We start from the raw sequence: 22,505 nt of genomic DNA, 5'->3' as shown, positions 1-22,505 counted from the left end.
GTTCTCGATTGAGCAGTCGCGTCGTCAGATCTAGTGTCAGCCGACCGCGTGGGCGTTCGTGTTTCAGGCCACTGGCCTGAAACACCCCGCCCACCCTACGCCAAGCGCAGCGGCAGGCTGCGCAGGCGCTGCCCCGTAAGCTTGAACACTGCCGACGCCACGGCCGGCGCAATCGGCGGCACTGCCGGTTCGCCGACGCCTTCCGGATGCTCTGCACTCGGCATGATGATGGTTTCGACATGCGGCGCCTCGTTCATGCGCAGCACCGGGTAGTCGCCGAAGTTCGACTGCTCTACCCGCCCCTCCTTGATCGTGATCTCGCCATGCAGCGCGGCGGACAGGCCGAACAGCACGCCGGATTCCACCTGCTGGGCCACGATATTCGGATTCACCACCAGTCCGCAATCGATCGCGCACACCACGCGGTGCACGCGGATCGTCGTGCCTTCCACCGACACTTCGGCCACCTGGGCCACCGTACTTCCGAATGAGCGGTGCAGCGCCACGCCGTGGGCGCGCCCCGCTTGCGGCTGGCCGGCGCGCGCCACCGCCGCGTTCAGCACCGCCAGCGCACGCGGGTGTTCCTTGAGCAGGGCGCGCCGGAATTCCACGCCGTCGCGTTTGGCCGCGTGCGCGACCTCGTCGAGGAAGCCCTCCTTGAAGAAGGCATTGTGCGAGTGTCCCACAGAGCGCCAGTAGCCCAGCGCCACCTTGCTGTCCACGATCACGTGGGCGATGCGCTGGTTGGCGATCGCATACTGCATGTCGTATTCGCCCTCGGCCGTGGTCTTGTCCGGCCCCACGCCGGGGAGCCCGAGGTTGCGCGGGAAGTACTGGTGGCCGATGGCGCCGCTGGCAGACTTGTTGTCCCAGGCCAGGATGTTCCCGGCTGCGTCGAGGTGGGCGCGAAAGCGCGCCAGCGCGGCCGGGCGGTAAACGTCGTTCTGGATGTCCTGTTCGCGGGTCCAGATCAGCTGCACCGGCTTGCCGTCCGCCGCCATCGCCACCGCGACCGCCTGCGCCACCATGTCGACCTCCAGCCGGCGCCCGAAGCCGCCGCCCAGCAGCATCACCTCGATCGCCACGTCGTCGCGGTCGACGCCGGCAGTGCGCGCCGCCACGTCCACCGCAACGCTCGGCACCTGGGTCGAGGCCCACAGGCGCACCTTGCCATCGACGACCTGGGCGGTGCAGTTAATAGGTTCCATCGCCGCATGCGCGAGAAAAGGAGCGCGGTATTCAGCGGACACCGTCAGCGCCACGCCAGCCACGTCCTGGGTGCCGCTTTCGTGGTACACATAGCCGCTTTCCCCGTCGAGCGCGCGCGCGAAACCCTCGAACACGGTCTCGCTGGAGAGCCTCTCGGTGTCGACGCCTACCCAGGTGACCCGCAAGGCTTCCAGCGCCTGTCTGGCCTGCCACCAGCTGGTGGCGAGTACGGCGACGCCGGCGCCGATGCCGCTGTTTTCGTCGCCCAGGCCCGGCGTCTGCACCAGTTTCAGCACGCCCGGCATCGAGGCCGCGGTGCGTTCGTAATCGGTCAGGACGACGCCGACCATGGGCGCCGTCTTCACGGCCGCGTAGAGCATGCCGGGCACGCGCGCATCGATGCCGAAGCGCGCGCTGCCGTCGACCTTGGCGCGGCTGTCCAGGCGCGCCAGGGGTTTGCCGATCAGGCGGAAATCGCGCGGCTCCTTCAGGCGCACGTCGCCGGCCCCGATGCCTGCGCCCACGCGCGCCGCTTCTGCGGCAAGCGCGCCGTAGCCCAGGCGCCGCCCACTCGCATCCAGAACGAAGCCGTCCTCGGTGCGCAGGCGCGCCACCGGCACCCGCCACTGCTCGGCCGCGGCCTTGACCAGCATGGCGCGCGCCACCGCGCCCGCTTCACGCATCGGGATCCAGGCATCCTTCACGCTGGTGGAGCCGCCGGTGAACATGATGCCCAGTTCGCGTCCCAGCTTGGCCATCAGCCACTGCGCACCCTGGCGCGTGCTGCCGGTATCGTCGGGATGGAAGGGCAGGTTTTCGCGCAGCACCGTGAGGTTGGCGAAGATCTTGTCGATCGGCGCCTGCACGATACGCACGCGGTCGAGCGGAAGGTCGAGCTCCTCGGCCACCAGCATCGGCAGCGCGGTATGCACGCCCTGCCCCATCTCGCTGCGCGGCACCACCACCGAGACCGTGCCGTCGGGCCCGATCGCGATCCAGCCATTCAGCGCCACGGCATCGTCTCCGACCGCCAGCGGATGCGCCGTATGCAGGCGCTGGCGCGGCGGCTGGACGCCCCAGCCGACCAGCAGCGCGCCGCCGGCGAGCACGCCGCCCAGCAGGAAGCGGCGGCGCGTCAGGCCGCGCCCCTTCACCGCTTCCTCAGGCCTGGCTTGCTTCGGCTGCGCCGGCATCGTTCGATTCATCGTGTCGCTGTTCCTCTACCAGTCTCCAATGCGCCAGTATATCGCCTGGGGCCGCCGGGCGGCTGTAGAGATAGCCCTGGGCCAGGCGGCAGCCGTGGCGCAGCAGGAAGCCGGCCTGCTCTTCGTTCTCGACGCCTTCGGCCACCACCGCCAGGCCCAGGCTCTTGCCGAGCTGGATGATGGCCACCGCGATCGCCTCGTCGTTGGCATCGACCGAGATGTCCTGAATGAAGCTGCGGTCGATCTTGAGGGTCTGCACCGGCAGCTGGCTCAGGTAGGCCAGCGAGGAATAGCCGGTGCCGAAGTCGTCGATCGCCAGGCCCACGCCGATCGCGCGCAGGTCGTTGATGTGCTCCAGCGCGTCGCCGGTATTCATGATCACCGACTCGGTCACTTCAAGCTGCAGGCGGTCGGCGGCCAGGCCGGTCTCCTGCAGCACCGCGGCCACGGTCGGCGCAATGCTGCCGCGCTCGAACTGGCGCACCGACAGGTTGACCGCCATCTTCGGCACCCGCAGCCCGGCATCGTCCCAGGCCCGCATCTGGCGGCAGGCTTCGGCCAGCACCCACTGGCCCAGCTGGTTGATGAAACCGGTGTCCTCGGCCACCGGGACAAAGCGCACCGGCGGCACGTTGCCCAGTTCCGGGCTGGCCCAGCGCACCAGGGCCTCGACCCCGACCAGGCGCCCGCTCTCGATCTCGACCTGCGGCTGGTAGGCCAGGTAGATCTCGTTCTTCTCGATCGCGCGGCGCAGCAGGGTCTCCAGGCGCAGGCGCTCGACGCCTTCGCCGCTCATCGAGGGCGCGTAGAACTGGTAGCCGTTGCGGCCGCGCGCCTTGGCCTGGTACATCGCGACGTCGGCGTTCCGCACCAGCATGTTCAGGTCGGTGGCGTCCTGCGGATACAGGCTGATGCCCACGCTGCCGGTGACGAACAGCTCGTGGCCGGCCACGGTGAGCGGCTGCCCGAACAGGTGCATGAGCTTTTCCGCCACCTGGATCGCGCCGAAGGCGCCGTCGATGTCTTCCAGCAGCACGATGAATTCGTCGCCGCCCAGGCGCGCCAGCGTGTCGCCCTCGCGCAGGCAGCGCGTCAGCGCCCCGGCGACCTGCTTGAGCAGCTCGTCGCCCACGTGGTGGCCGAGGGTGTCGTTGACGTTCTTGAAGCGGTCCAGGTCGATGAACAAGACCGCCAGCTCCTGTCCCTCGCGCCCGGCGCGTGCCATCGCGTGCTGAAGGCGGTCGTGGAACAGCAGCCGGTTCGGCAGCCCGGTCAGGGGGTCGTGATGGGCCAGGTGATCGAGCTTTTCCTGCGATTCCTTGACCTTGGTGATGTCGCTGAACACGCAGACGTAGTGGGTGACCTCGTCGGCGTCGTTGCGCACGGCAGAGGCGGTAAGCCATTCGAGGTAGACCTCGCCGTTCTTGCGGGTCTGCCAGCTTTCGCCGCGCCAGAAGCCGGTGTCGGCCAGGTCGCCCCACAGCTGCTGGTAGAAGCCTTCGTCATGGCGGCCGGCGCGCGTCAGGCTCGATTGCTGGCCCAGGGCCTCGCGCTCGGTGTAGCCGGTGATCTGGGTGAAGGCCGGGTTGGTGGCGACGATGCGCCCGGCCGGGTCGAGCACCATCACGCCGTCGGCGATGTGCTCGAGCACCGTGGCGGACAGGCGCAGCTTTTCCTCGGCCAGCTTGCGCTCGGTGATGTCGGCGAACACCCAGATACTGCCTTCGTTCGGGCGCGCCGTGTCCAGCGCGCAGCCGCTGACCAGGAGCCAGAACACGCTGCCGTCGCCGCGGCGGAACTGGATCTCCTCGCCGGCGTCGGTGCCGCTGGCGAGCCTCGGATATTTTTCCAGCCACAGGCGCTCGTACTCGGCGCGGCCCGGGAACAGGATCTCGGTCGAGCGGCCCACCATTTCCCCTTCGCCGTAGCCGAACAGTTCTTCGCTGCGCCGGTTGGCCGAGACGATGCGGCGCTCGCGCACGAACAGCACCCCGAACATGACGTTGTCCAGGATCGCGCCCTGCTCGGTCAGCAGGGCTTCGATGCGCATCTCGTCGTGCTTGCGTTCGCTGATGTCGTAGATGATGCCGTCGACGCGGAATTCCGCGCTGCCGGCTTCGCCCAGTGGCTGGCCGCTCTCGAGCACCCAGCGCTCGATGCCGCCGGCGTCGATGATGCGGTATTCAACCTCGTAGGGACTGCCCGCCTGCAGCGCATCGCGCACTACGTGGCGGTGCATGCGGCGGTCTTCGGGATGGATGATGTCGGCCCAGTCGTCGGTGGTGGCCAGCATGAAGCGCTCGGCGGCATAGCCCGAGATCTCCTCGATGGCGTCGCTGACGAAGTCGATGTGGCCGCCCGGCCGGGCGCGGAACACGGCCCCCGGCACCTGGGTGACGATGGTGCGGAACTGCTCCTCGCGCCGGCCGATGTCGGCGAACAGCTGGCCGATCGCGGTGCGCATTCCCTCCATCTGGGTGCCCAGGCGCCCCAGCTCGTCGTGGGCCGGCAGCGCCAGCGGGGTATCGAAGTCGCCGCGCGCCAGCCGGTCGGAGAAGCTGGTGAGCGTGCGCAGGGGCGAGAGCAGGCGGCGCTTGAACAGTAGGGCGATCAAGAGCAGCGACACCACCAGCTGGAGCGCCAGCACCAGCGCGTAGTTGCGCTGCTTGGTGCGCAACTCCTGCTGGTAATAATAGTCGCCCATCTCGATCGCCACGTGGCCGATGGTTTGCCCGCGCACCACGATGGTCCGCTCGGCGCGGTAGGCGCGCGCACCCGGCAACAGCAATGCACGCCGGTTGATGAGCTCATTCTGCGCCAGGTCGCGCACCGCCACGTGCACCACGGCCGGATCGCGCATGAAGGAATCGGCCAGCGCGCGTGCGGCTTCCAGGTTCATGTCCCATAATGATTCCTGGATGCCGAGCGCCAGCAAGTCGGCGTTGCGCTGCAGGGCGTCGTTGAGGGTACGGGCGCTCGACTCGCGCTCGTGGACCCCGAGCAGCACATAGCCGCCCACCAGCGCCGGCACCGCCAGCCCGAAGAAGACCACCAGCAGCAGCGCGCCGTAGATCGAGCGGCCGTATAGCTCGCGCAGCCTGGCGGGCAGGCGGCGAAGTGAAAATCGGGGCAAGGACATCGGTAGTCGGGCTGCACCCTGCCAGCGGCAGGGATTTACGTATGGCAATTGATAACCCGATTATGCACCCCGTATGACCAAGAGTCAGCAAATAGCATGCCGCACCCGGTCGTCGTCTTTACGGGTGTCGGCAGGACGCGACAAGACTTGTTATGATTGAATCTTTCGAAGGAGAAACTATGAGCCTGTCCATGTATTCCGCATCGATTCCGGTGTTCCAGAAGATGCTGCGCGCCCTGGCGGGTGTGCTGGAAAAAGCCGAGGCCCACGCCCAGCAGCACAAGATCGACCCGAACGCCCTGCTGCAGGCGCGCCTGTACCCTGACATGTTTCCGCTGGTGGGCCAGGTCCTGATCGCCACCGATTTCGCCAAGGGCGCGAGCGCGCGTCTGGCCGGCCAGGAAGTGCCGCGCTACGAGGACAATGAACAGAGCTTCGCCGAACTGCAGCAACGCATCACCAAGACCCTCGGCTTCATCGAGTCGCTGCCGCGCGAGGCCTTCGATGCGGCCAGCGAACGTGCCATTACCCACGGCGCCGGCGAACGCGCGCGCCACTTCGAGCGCGGCGACGACTATCTCACCAGCTTCGTGCTGCCGAACTTCTTCTTCCACGTGACGACCGCGTACGCGATCCTGCGCCACAACGGGGTGCCGGTCGGGAAGCGGGATTACCTGGGTCTGTGATAGCCGGTCACGTATTCCGGCGCGGGTAGCCCTGCGCCAGGATCCGTACCCACACCCTTTCCTTCTCCTCGGCGCTCATCGACACCCACTGCGCCACCTCGGCCACGGTCCTGCCGCAGCCGCGGCAGATCTCGTCGAAGGTGGTCGAGCACACCGCCACGCAGGGCGTGTCCGGACGAGCCGGCCCGCCGCCCTCAGCGCGCGGGGCCGACATCGAGCTTGTCCCAGCCGTCAAGGCCGAGCTTTTCCATGGTGTCGATATTCTTCTCGAAGATCTCGGCCGCCTCAGGGAAGGCCTCGACCGCGCGGTCGATGCTGTCCTCGCGCAGCAGGTGCAGGATCGGATACGGTGCGCGGTTGGTGTAGTTCGAGATGTCGTTCACGTCGGTGTCCGCGAACTGGTAGCGCGGGTGGAAGCTTGCCACCTGCAGCTCGCCATCCAGCTGCATGTCTTCCACCGCCGCATCGGCCACGTCCAGGAATTCGTTGTAGTCCTCGAAGTCTCCGAGGACGAAGGGATGGATCAGGAGGGTCGTGTCGACCTGCTCGGCCGGGGTGTCGGACAGGTACTGCAGCTCTTCCATGAGCTGCTCGAGCAGGGCTTCGGGCGTGGTCGCGTTCGAGACGACGTAGCGCACCTGCTCCTTCACGTAGACGGACTTGGCGAAGGGGCACAGGTTCAGGCCGATGACGGCCTTTTCCAGCCAGCGGCGGGTGGCGGCGACGATCGCATCGTCGTCGGCATGCGGGTTTGCATTACTCATGGATGACAGCTTCATATCAAAACGCCAGGGGCGGAAGCCGGATTGTACGCACACTTTGCGTGCCCTCATAGATTGACACCCCTCTAGCGCTAGGCTACGGGAAAACGGATGAGCATACCGGGTCCTGCGCGCTGACTGACCTCTGCCGCAATCTCCTGCCAACAAGCGCGCATTTCCCGGCAATTTCCGTTTTCATGATGGCAATTTACATATATGAACGCCGGAAAGAAATTTGTAACGGTGCCTTGACTGACTCATGCATGACTACGTACACTGCCCTCTTGACCAGTACGTTCGTTCTCGAACGCAACATTGGAAAGCGATGCACGACATGATCCGCAAGACCGTAGCGACTGCCGCGCTGGCACTCCTGGCCACCTCCCCGCTCACCCACGCGATGGATAATGCGCCATCCGCGTCCCCAAGCGCCCTCAACGCCCGCTCGACCGCCCCGCTGGCGCCGAGCCTGCTGAAGGCCGACGAGTACAAGGAAACCGACGTCTGGGGCCGTATCCGAAGCGGCTACGCCATTCCCGACATCGACAACAGCCTGGTGCAGCGCCATACCCAGGCCTACAGCGCCCGTCCGGACAGCCTCAAGCGCATCTCGGGCCGTGCCTCGCCCTACCTGTATCACATCGTGCAGGAACTCGAAAAACGCGGCATGCCGACCGAACTGGCCCTGCTGCCGGTGATCGAGTCCGCATTCAATCCGCAAGCCCTGTCGACCGCGGACGCGGCCGGCCTGTGGCAGTTCGTGCCGGGCACCGGCAAGGACTACGACCTGAAGCAGAACATGTTCAAGGACGAGCGCCGCGGCGTGCTGGCCTCGACCGATGCAGCCCTGAGCTACCTGCAGCGCCTGTACACCATGTTCGGCGACTGGCAGCTGGCCCTGGCGGCCTATAACTGGGGCGAAGGCAATATCCAGCGCATCGTCAAGAAGAACCAGGCGCTCGGCAAGCCGACCGACTTCGAGAGCCTGGCCGAGCTGATGCCTGCCGAGACCCGCAACTACGTACCAAAGCTGCAGGCGGTCAAGAACATCATCGCCAACCCGGCCCAGTACAACGTGGCCCTGCCGGCGATCGACAACCAGCCCTACTTCACCGCCATCGACAAGACCAGCGACATCGACGTCGCCGTCGCCGCCCAGCTGGCGGAAATGTCGCTCGACGAATTCAAGGCACTCAACCCGCAATTCAAGAAGCCGGTCATCACCGGCGGCGAAAAGACCAAGATCCTGCTGCCGAAGGCGAATGCCGAGAAGTTCCAGCTGAACCTGGCCCAGTGGGGCCGCGAACTGTCGAGCTGGACCACGCACAAGATCACCAGCGCCCGTACCAGCATTGCCGCCCTGGCATCGAAGTTCGGCACCACCCCGGAAGTTATCCGCCAGGCCAACAACATCCCGGCCAAGTCGACCGTCACTGCCGGTTCGACCATCCTGGTGCCGAAGGTGTCGGCCTCGAACGCCGGCGACATCGCCGAAAACATCATCGACAACGCCGTGGTGGCATTCGAAGCGGAACGCAGCCCGCGCGTGAAGGCCTCGACCTCGCGCTACAAGGCCAAGGCCGCGACCTCCTCGAAGAACCGCATCGCACGCAACACCTCGTCCAAGCGCAAGCAGCGCTGATCAAACAGTCAAGCTCGCCTTAGAGCGGGCTTAATCTGCCTCCTGCGCCGGCCGCACATCGATGTGGCCGCGTGCAGACTTTTCTTTTCTGATGTATGATGTCGTTTGTGCGCTGCAATAAGCAGTCCGAACAGACAGGACGCAGCAGTTCACCGAAGCAGTACCACTAGCAGCATCGCAAGCCTTGGCGACAGTGATCGCCCTTTCAAAAAAGCCCTCCCGCCCTGCGTGTCAGCATCCAGACACCGTCCCGGCGCAAAGCTTTTGTGCCGAAATTTCTTTTCAGTTCTGAGTCATTTCGTAGTGTTGGTTCGCGTTGCTATTTTGCGCTCGTCATATCGACCGCGCGATCATGATTTATTCCGAAAGTAAAAGTACACATGAGTTTTGAAGCACTAGGTTTACACGCGTCGCTCGTCAAGGCAGTTGCCGCCGCCGGCTACACCAAGCCGACCCCGGTGCAGGAGCAGGCGATCCCTGCCGGCATCGCCGGCCGTGACCTGCTGGTGTCCTCGCAGACCGGCTCGGGCAAGACCGCGGCATTCATGCTGCCGGCCCTGAACAAGCTGGCCAACATGGAGCCCGCTCCGCAAGCCGCCCGCACCCCTGCGCAGAATGCGCAGTCGGCGCGCGCCCGTGGCGAACGCGTCCGCTTTACCCCGGCCCAGCCGAAGATGCTGGTCCTGACCCCTACCCGCGAACTGGCCCTGCAGGTGACCACCGCGACCGAACAATACACCTCCGACATGCGCCGCATCCGCGCTGTGTCGATCCTGGGCGGCATGCCCTACCCGAAGCAGATGCAGCTGCTGTCGAAGAATCCGGAAATCCTGGTGGCGACCCCGGGCCGCCTGATCGACCACATGGAGTCGGGCAAGATCAACTTCTCGCAGCTCGAGATCCTGGTCCTGGACGAAGCCGACCGCATGCTGGACATGGGCTTCATCGAAGACATCGAGAAGATCGTCGAAGCGACCCCGGACAGCCGCCAGACCATGCTGTTCTCGGCCACGTTGGACGGCGTGGTGGGCAACATGGCGCGCCGCATCACCAAGGATCCGCTGGTGATCCAGATCGCCAGCGCCACCAACCGCCACGAGAACATCGTGCAGAAGGTGCACTTTGTCGACGACCTGTCGCACAAGAACCGCCTGCTCGACCACCTGCTGCGTGACGAGAGCCTGGACCAAGCCGTGGTGTTCACCGCGACCAAGCGCGACGCCGACATGATCGCCGACCGCCTGAACATCGCCGGCTTCGCGGCCGCCGCCCTGCACGGCGACATGCACCAGGGCGCGCGCAACCGCACCCTGGACAGCCTGCGCCGCGGCCAGGTGCGCGTGCTGGTGGCGACCGACGTCGCCGCCCGCGGCATCGACGTGCCGAACATCACCCACGTGGTGAACTACGACCTGCCGAAGTTCCCGGAGGACTACGTGCACCGCATCGGCCGTACCGGCCGCGCAGGCCGCAACGGCATCGCGATCTCGCTGGTGAACCACGCCGAGAACATGAACGTGCGCCGCATCGAGCGCTTCACCAAGCAGTCGATCCCGGTCGACGTGGTGGAAGGCTTCGAGCCGAAGCGCGCCGCCCCAACCCGTTCGGCCAGCCGTCCGGGCTGGAAGCCGGGCGACGGCCGCAACGCGCACAAGCCGGGCCAGCGCAGCTTCGCCAAGCCGGGTTACGGCGACCGTGCGCCGCGTGAAGGCGGCTACGGCGATCGTCCGCAGCGCGAAGGTGGCTACGGCGACCGTGCGCCGCGTGAAGCCGGTTACGCACGTCCGGCGGAAAGCCGTTACGCCGACCGCGGTCCGCGCGAAGCTTACAGCGCCCCGCGCGAAGGTGGCTACGGCGACCGTCCGCAGCGTGAAGGCGGCTACCGCCGTGACGCAGCGCCGACCGGCGCTCCGCGTGAAGGCGGCTACCGCGGCAATCGCCCGGAAGGCGCGCGCTATGGCGAAAAGCGTGAAGGCGGCTACAGCAAGTCGGCGCATCCGCGCTCGGCCGACGGCGCCCGCCGCACCTTCGGCGATTACTGATCGCTGAAATCTCAATGAAAATGGCTGCCTGCGAGCAGCCATTTTTTTTTGCGTGCGGCGCAAACTCCTCAATCGCCGCTGTCGCCGATATCGATCCCGTCCCCGTCATCCCCGCGCTGGGCGCGGCGGCTACCAATCCGCGACCCGAGCCCCTCGGTATGCAGGTCCGCAGTCGCGTCATGGATGGCATCCTCGCGCTCGCGCCGCCACAACAGCAGTATTCCCGCCACAAACAGCACCACGGCCACGAAAGCCCAGGCGTGCGCGTTGACGGTCCACGCCGCCACCCCGAGCGAGAGGCTGGCCGCAATGCACAGCAGACCGAATGCGTCACGCAGTTTCATGCAGGCCTCCGCAAAGTCATCTGAGCACTTGTGCTATTGAAAAATTAAAGACATGAGTAGGCACGCCAGCCCGGCGACTAAAAGGCAGTAGCTCGATTTGTCGAGGAACTCGTTCAACTTGTAATATTGCAGCTCGCCCCGCTCCACCGAACTCAGGTTCTCCCCGTTTTTTTGTTTCGCCAGCAGACTGTCGAATTTGGCCTGAACTTTTTTCGAGTAGTTGAATAGCCCAAAGCAGTTACCATAGAGAACCAACCATGCGCATGCGCTAAAGATCAGGAGCAGACCAGCGTCGACCATTGCCATCCTCCTTGGGATTAGCCTTCACACTAGCAGAGAATAGATCGTTCCTTCAGGAAAAACAATTCGCCAGCAGGTGCTGCGCGGTCCGGTCGGATCTGCGATCTCCCCGCGTCCCGCGTTTGAGACGCGCAGCCGGTATAATCGCGCTCCATTTCTGGAGAACCCGGCAGTGCGCAAGCACATCCTCATCGTCAGCCCCGCCAGTGAACGCGACAACAACGGTAACTGGCAGACTGCCAGCCGCTGGGCGCGCTTCTTGCGCGGCTCGCATGGGGTAACGCTGGCAGGCGGCTGGACGCCGGAACAGCCGGCGCCCGACCTGTTGATCGCCCTGCATGCGCGCCGCTCGGCCGCCGCGCTTGCCGCCTTCAGCGACGCCCACCCCGACAAGGCTTCGGTGCTGGTATTGACCGGTACCGACCTGTATCGCGACATCGCCGTCGACCCGGACGCCCAGGCCTCGCTGGCGCGCGCCCATGCCCTGGTGCTGCTGCAGCCGGCCGGACTTGCGCTACTGCCGCATGCATCACGTACCAAGGCGCGCGTGATCTACCAGTCGGCGCCCAGCCTGCGCCCCTACCCGCGCGCCGCCATTCCACGCTGCTTCGCCATTGCGATGGTCGGCCACCTGCGCGCGGAAAAAGATCCGCTGACCTTCATTCGCGCCGCCGAACTGGTGACGCATCCTGCGGCACGCCTGCTGCACATCGGCGGCGCGCTCGACCCGGCGCTGGGCGAGGCTGCGCGCGCGGCGCAAGCCGCCAACTCGCGCTACCGCTGGCTGGGCGCCCTGCCCCACGCGGCCGCGCGCCAGCGCCTCAAGCGCTGCCGGGCGATGGCGATCACGTCCAGCATGGAAGGCGGCGCCAATGTGATCATCGAAGCCGTCACCAGCGGCGTCCCCGTGCTCGCATCCGATATCAACGGCAACCGCGGCATGCTGGGCGAGGACTACGGAGGTTATTTCGCGCCGGGCGACGCGGCCGCGCTGGCACGGCTGATCGACCGGATCATTGAGGATGCGGGGTTCGACGCCCTGCTACGCCGGCAGTGCGCCGCGCGCGCCGCCCTGTTCGCCCCGAGCGTCGAGCAAGCGGCGCTGCGTGACTTGGTGGATAATCTGCTCCTTCAACCTGACACATACGGAAGACCTCGATGAGCACCATGCCAGAACAACCCATCAAACTGACTTCGTTCTCGCACGGCGGCGGCTGCGGCTGCAAGATCGCGCCGGGCGTGCTGTCCGAAATCCTGAGCAAATCGGCCGGTTTCCCGGTACCGAAAGAGCTGATGGTCGGCATCGAGACCGCCGACGACGCCGCCGTGTACAAGCTCAACGACGAGCAGGCCCTGATCGCCACCACCGACTTCTTCATGCCGATCGTCGACGACCCCTTCGACTTCGGCCGCATCGCCGCCACCAATGCGATCTCCGACGTGTACGCGATGGGCGGCACCCCGATCATGGCGCTGGCCCTGGTCGGCATGCCGGTGAATAAGCTGCCGCTGGAGACCATCGGCCAGATCATCCGCGGCGGCGAATCCGTGTGCGCCGATGCCGGCATTCCGATCGCGGGCGGCCACACCATCGATTCGGTCGAGCCGATCTACGGCCTGGTGGTGATGGGCCTGGTGCATCCGTCCAAGGTCAAGCGCAATGCGGACGCGCGCGCCGGCGACGTGCTGGTACTGGGCAAGCCGCTCGGCGTGGGCGTGCTGTCGGCCGCACTGAAAAAGGATGCGCTGGGCGCGGAAGGCTACGCAGCCATGATCGCCAATACCACCAAATTGAACAAGCCGGGCCGACTGCTGGCCGACATGCCGGGCGTGCACGCGCTGACCGACGTCACCGGCTTTGGCCTGCTGGGCCACCTGCTGGAACTGGCGCGCGGGGCGCAGCTCTCGGCGACGCTCGACATGGACAAGGTGCCGCTGCTGCCCGGCGTGCTGCAGCTGGCCCAGGATGGTTTCTTCACCGGCGCATCCGGCCGCAACTGGGACGCCTACGGCAAGGACGTGGACCTCGGTGCCGCCATCACGCCATCCCAGCGCGCCCTGCTGACCGACCCACAAACCTCGGGCGGCCTGCTGGCCTCCTGCGATCCCGCCAGCGTCGACGAGGTGCTGGCCCTGTTCGCACGCGAAGGCTTCGGCGATGCAGCCGTCATTGGCCGCATGGAAGCGGGCGCGCCGCGCGTCACGGTCGCGTAAATCGCTCCAGGCGCGGCTTTCACGCCCGCGCCGCCAGCGCTTCGAAACAGTCCGCCAGCGCCGCCGCCTGCTGCTGCGGATCGTAGCCGGCATAGCGCCGCGCAAAGCCGGCCGCGGCATCGCGCCAGGCCGGTTCGCCCAGCAGGCGCGCCACCATCCCATCCCAGTCGCGCGGGCGCGGCGCCGCCATCGCATTGATACCCGCGCCCAGCTGCGCCACGCGGCGCGCCATCAGGAAGCTTTCCGCCGCATGCGGCAGCAGCAGGAGCGGCCGCCCCGCCAGCAAGGACTGCGCCACCAGCGCTTCGCCCGCATGGCTCACCACCAAGGCGCACTGCGCCAGCGCCTCCGGCAGCGCCACCGGCGTCGGCGCATACGTCACCAGGGGACTGTCCACCGGCGCCGGCGCGCCGGCCGCCACGTCCGGCATGTAACACAGCACCCGGCAGCCCTGGCGCACCAGCGCCGCCAGCACCTCGCCAGACTCGGGAATGGCGCGGCGCAGATAGGCGAACACGCGCGGACCTTCGCCTGCCGGGAACGCGGCACGGCCGCTTGCCGGCGGCGGCAGGTTCGGACCCAGCCAGGGCCCGCCGCCGCTGCGGCCGTAGTGGTCGAGTTCCGGCCAGGTGCACAGGAATGGATGTTCGCCCAGCAGCAGGTCGGCCCCGTGGCCGAACGGCGCCGCGCCGTGCCCCGCCAGCACGCGGTTGGCGCTGTCCAGGAGGCGCGTTTCGGTTGCGCGCAGGCGCGCTGCCGGCGGCGCTTCCCAGCCGCGCAGCGGCGGCAAGGCTTCTCCCGCCGGCGGCATGTAGAAGCCAGGGCCGAGCGCCGCGCTGGCCAGGCCGAGGCTGCGCGCCGCCAGGATGGCGGTAGGCGCGTAATCGGCGATCACGAGGCCGGGCCGCCCCTGCATGAACAGTCCACGCCAGCCCTCGCACAGGCCGGCCAGCGCGTCCGCGTCCAGGTAGCCGCAGGCGAGCAGGATCTCGGCCAGGCTGGCCTGGTCCGGCGGCAGGCCGGCGGTGCGGTGCAGCCAGACGGGCGCCTGGAACATGGGCATGTCCAGGCCCGCTAGCTGACGCCGCGTGAGCACCAGGTCGCGCAGGACCAGGCTAACCGTGTGGCCGCGTGCGCGCAGCGGCAGCGCGATCGACTTGAGGCGGCCGGCGTGTCCGAGGCCGCCGCCGAGTTCCCAGCAAAGGTAGAAGTGAGCCATGCCGGGCAGTGTAGCCGATGCGCCGGCGCGACCGTCCAGTCCCGGCGCCGCGCCGGAACGCCGCGGGTCAGGCTTCGCCGTGCGGCGCGGCCGGCCGGGACGTTTCGCCGGCATCAAGGCTGGGCGCGCGCACCGGCGCCGGCCTGCGGAAGGACAGCGCGACCGCGCTCAGCGCCAGCATCACGATCAGGACAAAGACCAGCGCAATGGCGATCGGCAGGGGCAGGACAATGGCAACTAGCTCGCTCATGGCATCTCCCGATGAGGTTGACCGCGCGTCCGATTGAGCCAGGCCAAGTCGGCCGCGCAAGGCCATACTGTGCCACTCCTTCACGTAGAGTAATTGACCCAGCGCAAGCACACTCCTACGCGGTGCTCAGGCAGGCGGCTCCATGACCATGGGCTGGGGCGGCCGGTCGGCCTGGCCGTGCCCGACGCGTTCGTACTCGGCGATCACCTGGGCGCCCAGCAGCAGCAGGGTGGCAGCAATCTCGAGGCTGAACATGACGACGATCGCCGTGGTCATCGAGCCGTACACCACGTTCACCTGCGACAGGGTCGAGAAGTACCAGACCAGCACGTGGCGCGCGAGTTCCCACAACAGGGCCGCGCTGACCCCGCCCACGGTCGCATGCCAGATCGACAGGCGTCCGACCGGCATCACCAGGTAGATCGAGGTCAGCACCAGGATTTCGCCGAACAGTCCCAGCAGGTAGAGCAGCACCCCGGATACGCCGCCGAGCGACCACTGGTAGCCGAACAGCCAGACGCTCTCCTCGCCCATCACTTCCAGCGTGCCGGCCACCAGGGTGACGATCATGACCCCGAAGCCGAGCGCCAGGATGTAGCAATACGGGAGCACGGCCGACACCAGGAAGTGGCGGCGCCGCACCGCTACCCGGTGGATGAAGATCACGCTCATCGCGTTTTCCAGCACGGTAAAGGCGAGCGAACTGAAAAACAGCATGGTGGCGCCCAGCAGCCAGGTGATCAGGTCGCGGTTCTCGAGGAAATGCGCGACTTCCTCCACCAGCGGCCCCACCTGCCCCGGCACCAGCAGGCCCAGGTAGCGCTGCAGGGTCTCCAGCAGCTCGGCCTGGTCGATGAAGTGCGACAGCGCCACCACGACCAGCATCAGGAAGGGCACGATCGAGAGCAGCGCGTAATAGGCGACGGCGCCGGCCAGCAGCAGGCCCTGGTTGGCGCGAAAGCCGCGCACGACCTGGAGGGCAAAGGCCAGCGGGTGGGCCAGGATCCAGGCGTTCGCGCGCTGGTCCATCAGGCGCTCGCGCCAGCTACGGCGCCGGCTCATCGGGCCAGCCTGATCCCGGTGAACTGCCAGCGCGCTCCGGCCGGGAAGAAGTTGCGATAGCTGGGTCTTGCATGGCCCTCGGGCGTGGCGCAGGACGAGCCGCGCAGCACGTACTGGTTGACCATGAACTTGCCGTTGTACTCGCCGATGGCGCCGGCGGCCGGCGCATAGCCGGGATAAGGCGCATAGCTGCTGGCGGTCCACTGCCAGCAGGCCCCGAACATCTGCAGCAGGCCTTCGCCGTCGGCCGCTTCCGGATGCAGGGCGCCAGCGCCCAGTTGCGCCTGGCGCGCGGCGAATTCCCACTCGCTTTCCGTCGGCAGGCGCGCGCCGCGCCAGCGCGCATAGGCGTCGGCCTCGTACAGCGACACATGCGTGACAGGGCGTGCCGGATCGAGCAGCTGTAGTCCGTGCAGGGTGAATTCCTGCCAGCCCTCCTCGCCTGCGACCCGGTACAGCGGATGCGTGATCTCGCCCGCGCACACGCGGTCCCAGCCCTCGGCTAGCCACAGTGCCGGGTCGCGGTAGCCCCCGGCTTCGACGAACTCGCGGTACTCGCCGTTCGTCACCAGGCGCGACGCCAGCTCGAAGGGTGCGAGATAGGTGCGGTGGCGCGGCAGCTCGTTGTCGAAGCAGAAGCCACTGCCGCCATAACCGATTTCGGCCAGGCCGCCCTCGAAAGCAATCCACGACAGCTCTGGCGGCGGTGCGCCCCTCTCCATCGCCTGCACGGTATAGGCAGGGTACAGGGGATTGCAGCCCAGCAGGTGCTTGAGGTCGGTGAGCATCAGCTCCTGGTGCTGCTGCTCGTGCTGCAGGCCGAGTTCGACCAGGCCCTGTATCGGTGCACCGATGGCCAGCAGGCGCGCGATGCGTCCGTCCACGTCGGCGCGGTAGGCGCGCACCTCGTCCAGCGAGGGCCGCGTGAGCAGGCCGCGCTGCGGCCGCGGGTGCTTGGCGCCGATGCCGTTGTAGTAGGAGTTGAACAGCACCCGGAAGGCCGGGTGGAAAGGCGCGAACCCCGCTTCATGCGCTTCCAGGATGAAGGTCTCGAAAAACCAGGTGGTGTGCGCCAGATGCCACTTGATCGGGCTGGCGTCCGGCATCGATTGCGCGCAGCAATCCTCGGCAGACAGCGGCGCGGCGATCTCGAGCGAGCGCCGGCGCACCCGTTGAAAAGCGTGCAGGAGGTCTTCGCGCTGCCCGATGCCCATCAGCCGATTGCCTGTGCGTGGATCACCGCGAACCAGCGCTGCGGGTCGGTCCACACGCGGGTGGCCTCGAACCCGGAACGCTCCAGCAGCGCGATCGCATCGGCCTGCTGGTACTTGTAGCTGTTCTCGGTGTGGATGGTATCGCCGGCCTCGAACACGCGCGCACCGCCCTTCCAGTGCACTTCCTGACGGTGCACCGCCTCCAGATGCATCTCGACGCGTCCGCGTGCGGGGTTGTAGAAGCCGTGGTGGCGCCAGGCACGGATATCGAAGTCGGCATCGATCAGGCGGTTCACATGGCGCAGGACATTCAGGTTGAAGGCGCCGGTCACCCCGAGCGCGTCGTCGTAGGCAGCGTCGAGCACATCCTTGTCCTTGGCCAGGTCCACGCCCAGGAGCACGCCGCCATCGGGGCCGCATTGGGCGCGCAGGCGGCGCAGGAAGCCTTGCGCTTCTTCCGGGGTGAAGTTGCCGATCGAAGAGCCCGGATAAAAGAACAGGCGCCGCTCGCTGCCGACCTGCTCGGGCAATTCGAATCTGTTGGAAAAGTCCATGCCCAGCCCTTCCATGGCGATATGCGGAAAGCGCTGGCGCAGGCGTTCCAGGGAGTCGCACAGGAACTCGGCCGAGATGTCGACCGCCACGTACTGGCTTGGGGCAAGCAAGGGGAACAGCGAAGCCGCCTTGGCACAGTTGCCGGCGCCCAGGTCGATCAGCGTCGCCCCGCTGCCCGCCACCCGGGCGATCTCGGCGCCATGGCGCGCGAAAATGGCGGCCTCGGTGCGGGTCGGGTAGTACTCGGGCAATTCGCAGATCGCTTCGAAGAGTTTCGAACCGAGGGCATCGTACAGGAATTTGGGCGAAATCCAGGGGTCGATCGCTTCCAGGCCGGCCTGCAGCTCGTCGGCCACGTGGGCATTGGCGGCGCGAGGCCGGTCTTGCGTGCAGGAGATGTACATAAGCGTTATCATTCGTGCCGCCACGGCGCACCATGCGCCAGGGCATAGGATGTCAGACCTTGGACCTGGAACTCGAGTTGCAGTTTTTGCCATGATAGCGGAATTCAGTCATGTGCCGTTTCCGCCTGCCGTACAGGCGTTACTACTCCGGTTCACCTATTTCCAAAGTTCAATCACTCAGCCAATAATCAAGAAGAAAGCCGCCATGACCCTGTTCTCGCCTTCGCGTGTCCTGAAAAACCTGTTCGCTGCAACCGCCACTGCCGGCCTGATGTTTGCCGCCGCCGGCGGCGCCTATGCCCAGAATACCCCGGGCGTGCTGCGCGTTTCCGCCATCCCCGACGAGGCGCCGACCGAACTGCAGCGCAAGTTCAAGCCGCTGGGCGACTACCTGGCCAAGGCAACCGGCCTGAAGGTCGAATTCACCCCGGTCACCGACTACGCCGCTTCGGTCGAAGGCCTGATCAACGGCAAAATCGACATGGTCTGGTTCGGCGGCTTCACCTTCGTACAGGCCAATGTGCGCAGCAAGGGACAAGTCACGCCGCTGGTGCAGCGTGCCGAGGACGAGAAGTTCCGCTCGGTCTTCATCACCACCAATCCCGCCATCAACGGCCTGGCGGACCTGAAGGGCAAGACCCTGTCCTTCGGTTCGGAATCCTCGACCTCGGGCCACCTGATGCCGCGTTCCTTCCTGCTGGGCGCGAAGATCAACCCAGACACCGACCTCAAGCGCATCGCCTTCTCGGGCGCGCATGACGCCACCGTGGCCGCGGTCGCGGGCGGCAAGGTCGATGCCGGCGCCCTCAACATCTCGGTGTGGGAAAAGCTGGTCGAAGCCAAGAAGGTCGATCCGAAGGTGGTGCGCGTGTTCTACACCACCCCGGGCTACTACGACTACAACTGGACCGTGCGCAGCGACATGAACCCGGCCCTGCAGAAGAAGATCACGGACGCTTTCCTGGCGCTCGACGAATCGACTCCGGAAGGCAAGCAGATCCTGGAACTGCAGCGCGCCACCAAGTTCATTCCGACCAAGACCGCCAACTACGGCGCGATCGAAGCGGCGGCGCGCAACGCCGGCCTGCTGAAGTAAGCAAAGGTAGTCGATGAGCTTCCGGCTCGAGAAACTCACGGTACGGCATTTGGCGGCCGCCCGGCATGCGGCCCCCGCCCTGGTCGACCTCGACCTGGTCGTCGCACCCGGCGAGCAGCTGGCCCTGATCGGCCCTTCGGGGGCCGGCAAGACCACCCTGCTCGCCACCCTCGCCTGCGCCCACCAGCCGGCCGAGGGCAGTTTCACCGCCTTCGAGCAGGACCCGTGGACCTTGAGCCAGGCCGAGCGCCACCGCCTGCGCGCGCGCCTGTTCCTGGCGCCGCAGACCCCGCCGCTGCCGCCGCGCCAGCGCGTCGTCACGGCGGTGCTGGCGGCCCGCCTGCCGCACATGAGCCTGTGGCAGGCTTTTGCTTCGCTGGTGCGCCCGAGCGACCCGGACGCGGCGCATGCCGCCCTGTCGCGCTTCGGCCTGGGCGACAAGCTGTATGCGCGCGTCGACCGCCTGTCGGGCGGCGAGCGCCAGCGCTGCGGCCTGGCGCGCCTGCTGCTCTCCAACGCCGAAGCCCTGCTGGTGGACGAGCCGATCTCCGCGCTCGACCCGGCCCTGGCCCAGCACACCTTGACCACGCTGCAGCAGGAAGCGGCGGCGCGCAATGCCTCGCTGGTATGCAGCCTGCACCAGGTCGAGATGGCGCGCGCCCACTTCCCGCGCCTGGTCGGCCTGCGCGACGGCCGCATTGTGTTCGACGCGCCGCGCGAACAGGTGAGCGACGCCATGATCGCCGCGCTCTACGACAACGAGAACGTGCAGCCGCACCCTGAGCACCCGCACGAATCGCCCGACCGCATCGCCGTGGGCGCCTGTTTCTGATGGCGGCACTGAAGGGGGCTGCGCATCCGGACCCGGCCTGGCGCGGCCGCGTCACGGCCACCGTCGTGTGCCTGCTGCTGCTGTGGCCGATGCTCACGGCGAGCGAGTTCAAGCCCTGGCTGCTGTTCGACCCGCAAAGCCTGGCGGCTGCCTGGGGCTTCCTGTCCGACTTCCTGCATCCGGCGACGGAGGCTGAATTCCTCATGCTGGTGCTGCGCGAGACCTGGCAGACGGTGGCGATTGCCACCGCCGGCTTGACGCTGGCCCTGTTGGGCGCAATTCCCGCCACCATGCTGATTACCGAGCGCCTGTCGATTTCGCGCCTCGGCACCGGGCGCATGCGTCCGCTCGCCATGCTGGTGCGCCAGCTGGCGCGCTGGGTGCTGGTGCTGCTCAGGAGCGTGCCGGAACTGGTATGGGCGCTGCTGTTCGTGCGTATCGTCGGCCTCGGGCCGACCGCCGGCGTGCTCGCCATCGCCCTGACCTATTGCGGCATGCTGGCCAAGGTCTATGCCGAGATCCTCGAATCCTCGGACGCGCACGCGCTGGAGAGTCTGCTGGCCAACGGCAGCGGGCGTCTGCCGGCGCTGCTGTATGGCGCGCTGCCCGAATCGGCGGCCGAACTGGTGTCCTATACCGTCTACCGCTGGGAGTGCGCGATCCGCGGTTCGGCGGTGATGGGCTTCGTCGGCGCCGGCGGCCTGGGCCAGCGCATGGAAGAATCGACCAAGATGATGGCGGGCGGCGAAGTGTCGACCATGCTGATCGTGTTCGTGCTGCTGGTCGCCCTGGCCGACCTGGTCTCGAAGCTGCTGCGCCGGAGGCTGGGATGAAGCCGAAGCTGCAGCCTCCGCCGCCGCGCAACATCGGCACCCCGCTGCTGCTGGCCGCCCTGCTTGCCCTGGTGGTGGCCAGCTTCGCCTCCTTGCAGCTAGAGTGGTCGGCCTTCTTCACCCCGGAAGCGCTCGGCTCGGCCAGCGAATTCCTGGCCGGCTTCACGCCGCCCGAGACCAGCCCGGCATTTCTCAGCAAGACCCTGGGGGCGCTGTGGGAAACCCTGGCCATGTCGCTGGTGGGGACCCTGCTGGCCGTGATCGGTGGCCTGCTGCTGGCGCTGCCGGCCGCTGGCCGCCTGGGCCGCGCCTCGCGCGGCGCGACCCGGGTGCTGCTCAACATCCTGCGCTCGATTCCCGAACTGGTGTGGGCCGCGCTGCTGCTGGTCGCGGCCGGCCTGGGGCCGTTTGCCGGCACGCTGGCGCTGGCCGCCCACACCAGCGGCGTGCTGGGACGCCTGTTTGCCGACGCCCTCGAGAACGTCGAGCCGCTGCCGGAAAGCAGCCTGCGCACCAATGGCGCCGCGCCGCTCGCCGCCTTCCTGTACGCTACCCTGCCGCAGGCCCTGCCGCAGATGCTGTCCTACACCCTGTACCGCTGGGAGAACAACATCCGCGCCGCCGCCGTGCTGGGCGTGGTCGGCGCCGGCGGCCTGGGACAGATGCTGAAGTACCACCTGTCGCTGTTCCAGATGCAGAGCGCGGCCACCGTGATCGTCGCCATGCTGCTGCTGGTCGCAGCCGTGGATGGCGCCAGCTTCGCCCTGCGCCGCGCCCTCACACGCTAGAGAAGGACCACCATGCTCGTACTCGACAACTTAAGCAAGTCCTACGGCGGGCGCACCGTGCTGTCGCAGCTGTCGCACAGCTTTCGCGCCGGCGAGTTCGTGGCCATCATGGGCGAGTCGGGCGTCGGCAAGTCGACCCTGCTGAACATCATCGCGGGGCTGGACGCGCCGGATGGCGGCCAGGTGATCGTGGACGGCACGCCCATGTCGGCCCTCGACGACGACGCCGCGACGCGCCTGCGCCGCACCCGCATGGGTTTCATCTTCCAGGCCTTCCACGTGCTGCCGCACCTGACGCTGCGCCAGAACGTGGCGCTGCCGCTGCTGCTGAACCGCGCGCCCGATGCGCGTGCGGACGAGATGCTGGACGCCGTCGGCCTGCAGGGCCGCGGCGCCGATTTCCCGCGCCAGCTATCCGGCGGCGAGCTGCAGCGCGTGGCCATTGCGCGCGCGCTGGTGCACCGCCCCGCCCTGCTGCTGGCCGACGAACCGACCGGCAACCTCGATCCCGAAACGGCCGAGGGCATCCTGTCGCTGCTGCGGCGCGAAACGCGCGCCAGCGGCGCCGGCGCCATCATGGTCACCCATTCGCACGCCGCAGCGGCCATGGCCGACCAGGTGCTGCTCCTGACCCGTTCCGGATTGAAATTAGCGTAAATTCCTCGCGGAAAGAACGAACTTACGGTTTGTTACGCTCAATTCGTAAATCG

General features: G+C 67.1%; 21 protein-coding genes. 10 read left to right on the top strand and 11 right to left on the bottom strand.

What is annotated here, in order from left to right; genetic code table 11:
- Positions 1–95: 95 nt before the first annotated feature.
- Together LK539_RS10695 and LK539_RS10690 are read right to left on the bottom strand one after the other, a co-directional pair.
- A complete protein-coding gene (locus LK539_RS10695; RefSeq protein WP_227801139.1) occupies positions 96–2,402 on the bottom strand; it encodes a xanthine dehydrogenase family protein molybdopterin-binding subunit in 2,307 nt (768 codons plus the stop codon).
- Positions 2,371–5,553, bottom strand: coding sequence for an EAL domain-containing protein (locus LK539_RS10690; protein WP_227800896.1), 3,183 nt, complete (start codon positions 5,551–5,553; stop codon positions 2,371–2,373). The genes LK539_RS10695 and LK539_RS10690 overlap by 32 nt, the downstream gene beginning before the upstream one ends.
- Before the next feature lie 179 nt (positions 5,554–5,732).
- Between LK539_RS10690 and LK539_RS10685 the strand changes: the two genes are divergently transcribed.
- Positions 5,733–6,239 carry a DUF1993 family protein gene (locus tag LK539_RS10685; RefSeq protein ID WP_227800895.1) on the top strand — a complete coding sequence of 169 codons (507 nt, stop codon included), beginning with the start codon at positions 5,733–5,735 and terminating at the stop codon, positions 6,237–6,239.
- Positions 6,240–6,246: 7 nt separating this feature from the next.
- Here the strand turns inward: LK539_RS10685 and LK539_RS10680 are convergent, their stop codons facing one another.
- Together LK539_RS10680 and LK539_RS10675 are read right to left on the bottom strand one after the other, a co-directional pair.
- A complete protein-coding gene (locus LK539_RS10680; protein WP_227800894.1) occupies positions 6,247–6,453 on the bottom strand; it encodes a DUF1289 domain-containing protein in 207 nt (68 codons plus the stop codon).
- Complete coding sequence (locus LK539_RS10675; RefSeq protein WP_227800893.1) at positions 6,434–7,003, bottom strand: DUF1415 domain-containing protein; 570 nt, start codon at positions 7,001–7,003, stop codon at positions 6,434–6,436. The genes LK539_RS10680 and LK539_RS10675 overlap by 20 nt, the downstream gene beginning before the upstream one ends.
- 322 nt (positions 7,004–7,325) lie before the next feature.
- Between LK539_RS10675 and LK539_RS10670 the strand changes: the two genes are divergently transcribed.
- Together LK539_RS10670 and LK539_RS10665 are read left to right on the top strand one after the other, a co-directional pair.
- Entirely contained in the window at positions 7,326–8,642 is a 1,317-nt protein-coding gene (locus LK539_RS10670; protein ID WP_373889529.1) for a transglycosylase SLT domain-containing protein, read from the top strand.
- A gap of 380 nt (positions 8,643–9,022) precedes the next feature.
- A complete protein-coding gene (locus LK539_RS10665; RefSeq protein ID WP_227800892.1) occupies positions 9,023–10,684 on the top strand; it encodes a DEAD/DEAH box helicase in 1,662 nt (553 codons plus the stop codon).
- A gap of 68 nt (positions 10,685–10,752) precedes the next feature.
- On the opposite strand, the gene LK539_RS10660 is transcribed toward LK539_RS10665, so the two are convergent.
- The gene (locus LK539_RS10660; RefSeq protein ID WP_227800891.1) at positions 10,753–11,028 is read right to left on the bottom strand and encodes a hypothetical protein; all 276 of its coding nucleotides are present in this window, start codon (positions 11,026–11,028) and stop codon (positions 10,753–10,755) included.
- Positions 11,029–11,061: 33 nt separating this feature from the next.
- Positions 11,062–11,328 (bottom strand): hypothetical protein, encoded by a 267-nt coding sequence (locus tag LK539_RS10655; RefSeq protein WP_227800890.1) that lies wholly within the window; start codon positions 11,326–11,328, stop codon positions 11,062–11,064.
- 172 nt (positions 11,329–11,500) lie between these two features.
- Here LK539_RS10655 and senB point away from each other — a divergent pair, with 172 nt between their 5' ends.
- On the top strand, positions 11,501–12,490 hold the full coding sequence (gene senB, locus LK539_RS10650) for a selenoneine biosynthesis selenosugar synthase SenB (protein WP_227800889.1): 990 nt from the start codon (positions 11,501–11,503) through the stop codon (positions 12,488–12,490).
- 5 nt (positions 12,491–12,495) lie between these two features.
- A complete protein-coding gene (selD, locus tag LK539_RS10645; RefSeq protein WP_373889538.1) occupies positions 12,496–13,542 on the top strand; it encodes a selenide, water dikinase SelD in 1,047 nt (348 codons plus the stop codon).
- Between the two features lie 19 nt (positions 13,543–13,561).
- Here the strand turns inward: selD and LK539_RS10640 are convergent, their stop codons facing one another.
- The 5 genes from LK539_RS10640 to egtD form a co-directional block, all read right to left on the bottom strand.
- Positions 13,562–14,761, bottom strand: a complete 1,200-nt coding sequence (locus tag LK539_RS10640) for a glycosyltransferase (RefSeq protein WP_227800887.1) — start codon at positions 14,759–14,761, stop codon at positions 13,562–13,564.
- A 67-nt stretch (positions 14,762–14,828) separates the two neighbouring features.
- Entirely contained in the window at positions 14,829–15,011 is a 183-nt protein-coding gene (locus LK539_RS10635) for a hypothetical protein (protein ID WP_227800886.1), read from the bottom strand.
- 126 nt (positions 15,012–15,137) lie between these two features.
- Positions 15,138–16,073 (bottom strand): YihY/virulence factor BrkB family protein, encoded by a 936-nt coding sequence (locus LK539_RS10630; protein WP_227800885.1) that lies wholly within the window; start codon positions 16,071–16,073, stop codon positions 15,138–15,140.
- A complete protein-coding gene (egtB, locus tag LK539_RS10625) occupies positions 16,070–17,287 on the bottom strand; it encodes an ergothioneine biosynthesis protein EgtB (protein WP_227800884.1) in 1,218 nt (405 codons plus the stop codon). Before egtB ends, LK539_RS10630 begins: the two co-directional genes overlap by 4 nt.
- Entirely contained in the window at positions 17,287–18,246 is a 960-nt protein-coding gene (gene egtD / locus LK539_RS10620; protein ID WP_227800883.1) for an L-histidine N(alpha)-methyltransferase, read from the bottom strand. Before egtD ends, egtB begins: the two co-directional genes overlap by 1 nt.
- 205 nt (positions 18,247–18,451) lie before the next feature.
- Between egtD and LK539_RS10615 the strand changes: the two genes are divergently transcribed.
- From LK539_RS10615 to LK539_RS10595, 5 genes are read left to right on the top strand one after another with little or no spacing between them, the layout of a single operon-like run.
- Positions 18,452–19,342, top strand: coding sequence for a putative selenate ABC transporter substrate-binding protein (locus LK539_RS10615; protein WP_227800882.1), 891 nt, complete (start codon positions 18,452–18,454; stop codon positions 19,340–19,342).
- 13 nt (positions 19,343–19,355) lie between these two features.
- Positions 19,356–20,174 carry a phosphonate ABC transporter ATP-binding protein gene (locus tag LK539_RS10610; RefSeq protein ID WP_227800881.1) on the top strand — a complete coding sequence of 273 codons (819 nt, stop codon included), beginning with the start codon at positions 19,356–19,358 and terminating at the stop codon, positions 20,172–20,174.
- Complete coding sequence (locus LK539_RS10605) at positions 20,174–21,007, top strand: ABC transporter permease (RefSeq protein ID WP_227800880.1); 834 nt, start codon at positions 20,174–20,176, stop codon at positions 21,005–21,007. The genes LK539_RS10610 and LK539_RS10605 overlap by 1 nt, the downstream gene beginning before the upstream one ends.
- Complete coding sequence (gene phnE, locus LK539_RS10600; protein WP_227800879.1) at positions 21,004–21,795, top strand: phosphonate ABC transporter, permease protein PhnE; 792 nt, start codon at positions 21,004–21,006, stop codon at positions 21,793–21,795. Before LK539_RS10605 ends, phnE begins: the two co-directional genes overlap by 4 nt.
- 12 nt (positions 21,796–21,807) lie before the next feature.
- On the top strand, positions 21,808–22,452 hold the full coding sequence (locus LK539_RS10595; protein WP_227800878.1) for an ABC transporter ATP-binding protein: 645 nt from the start codon (positions 21,808–21,810) through the stop codon (positions 22,450–22,452).
- The last annotated feature ends 53 nt before the right edge of the window (positions 22,453–22,505 follow it).

The organism is Massilia sp. IC2-476, assembly GCF_020707295.1.
In the GTDB taxonomy this organism is placed as follows: Bacteria; Pseudomonadota; Gammaproteobacteria; order Burkholderiales; family Burkholderiaceae_D; genus Telluria.
Note: the sequence above shows the minus strand (reverse complement) of the source record. Positions and strands in the feature narration are given on the sequence as shown.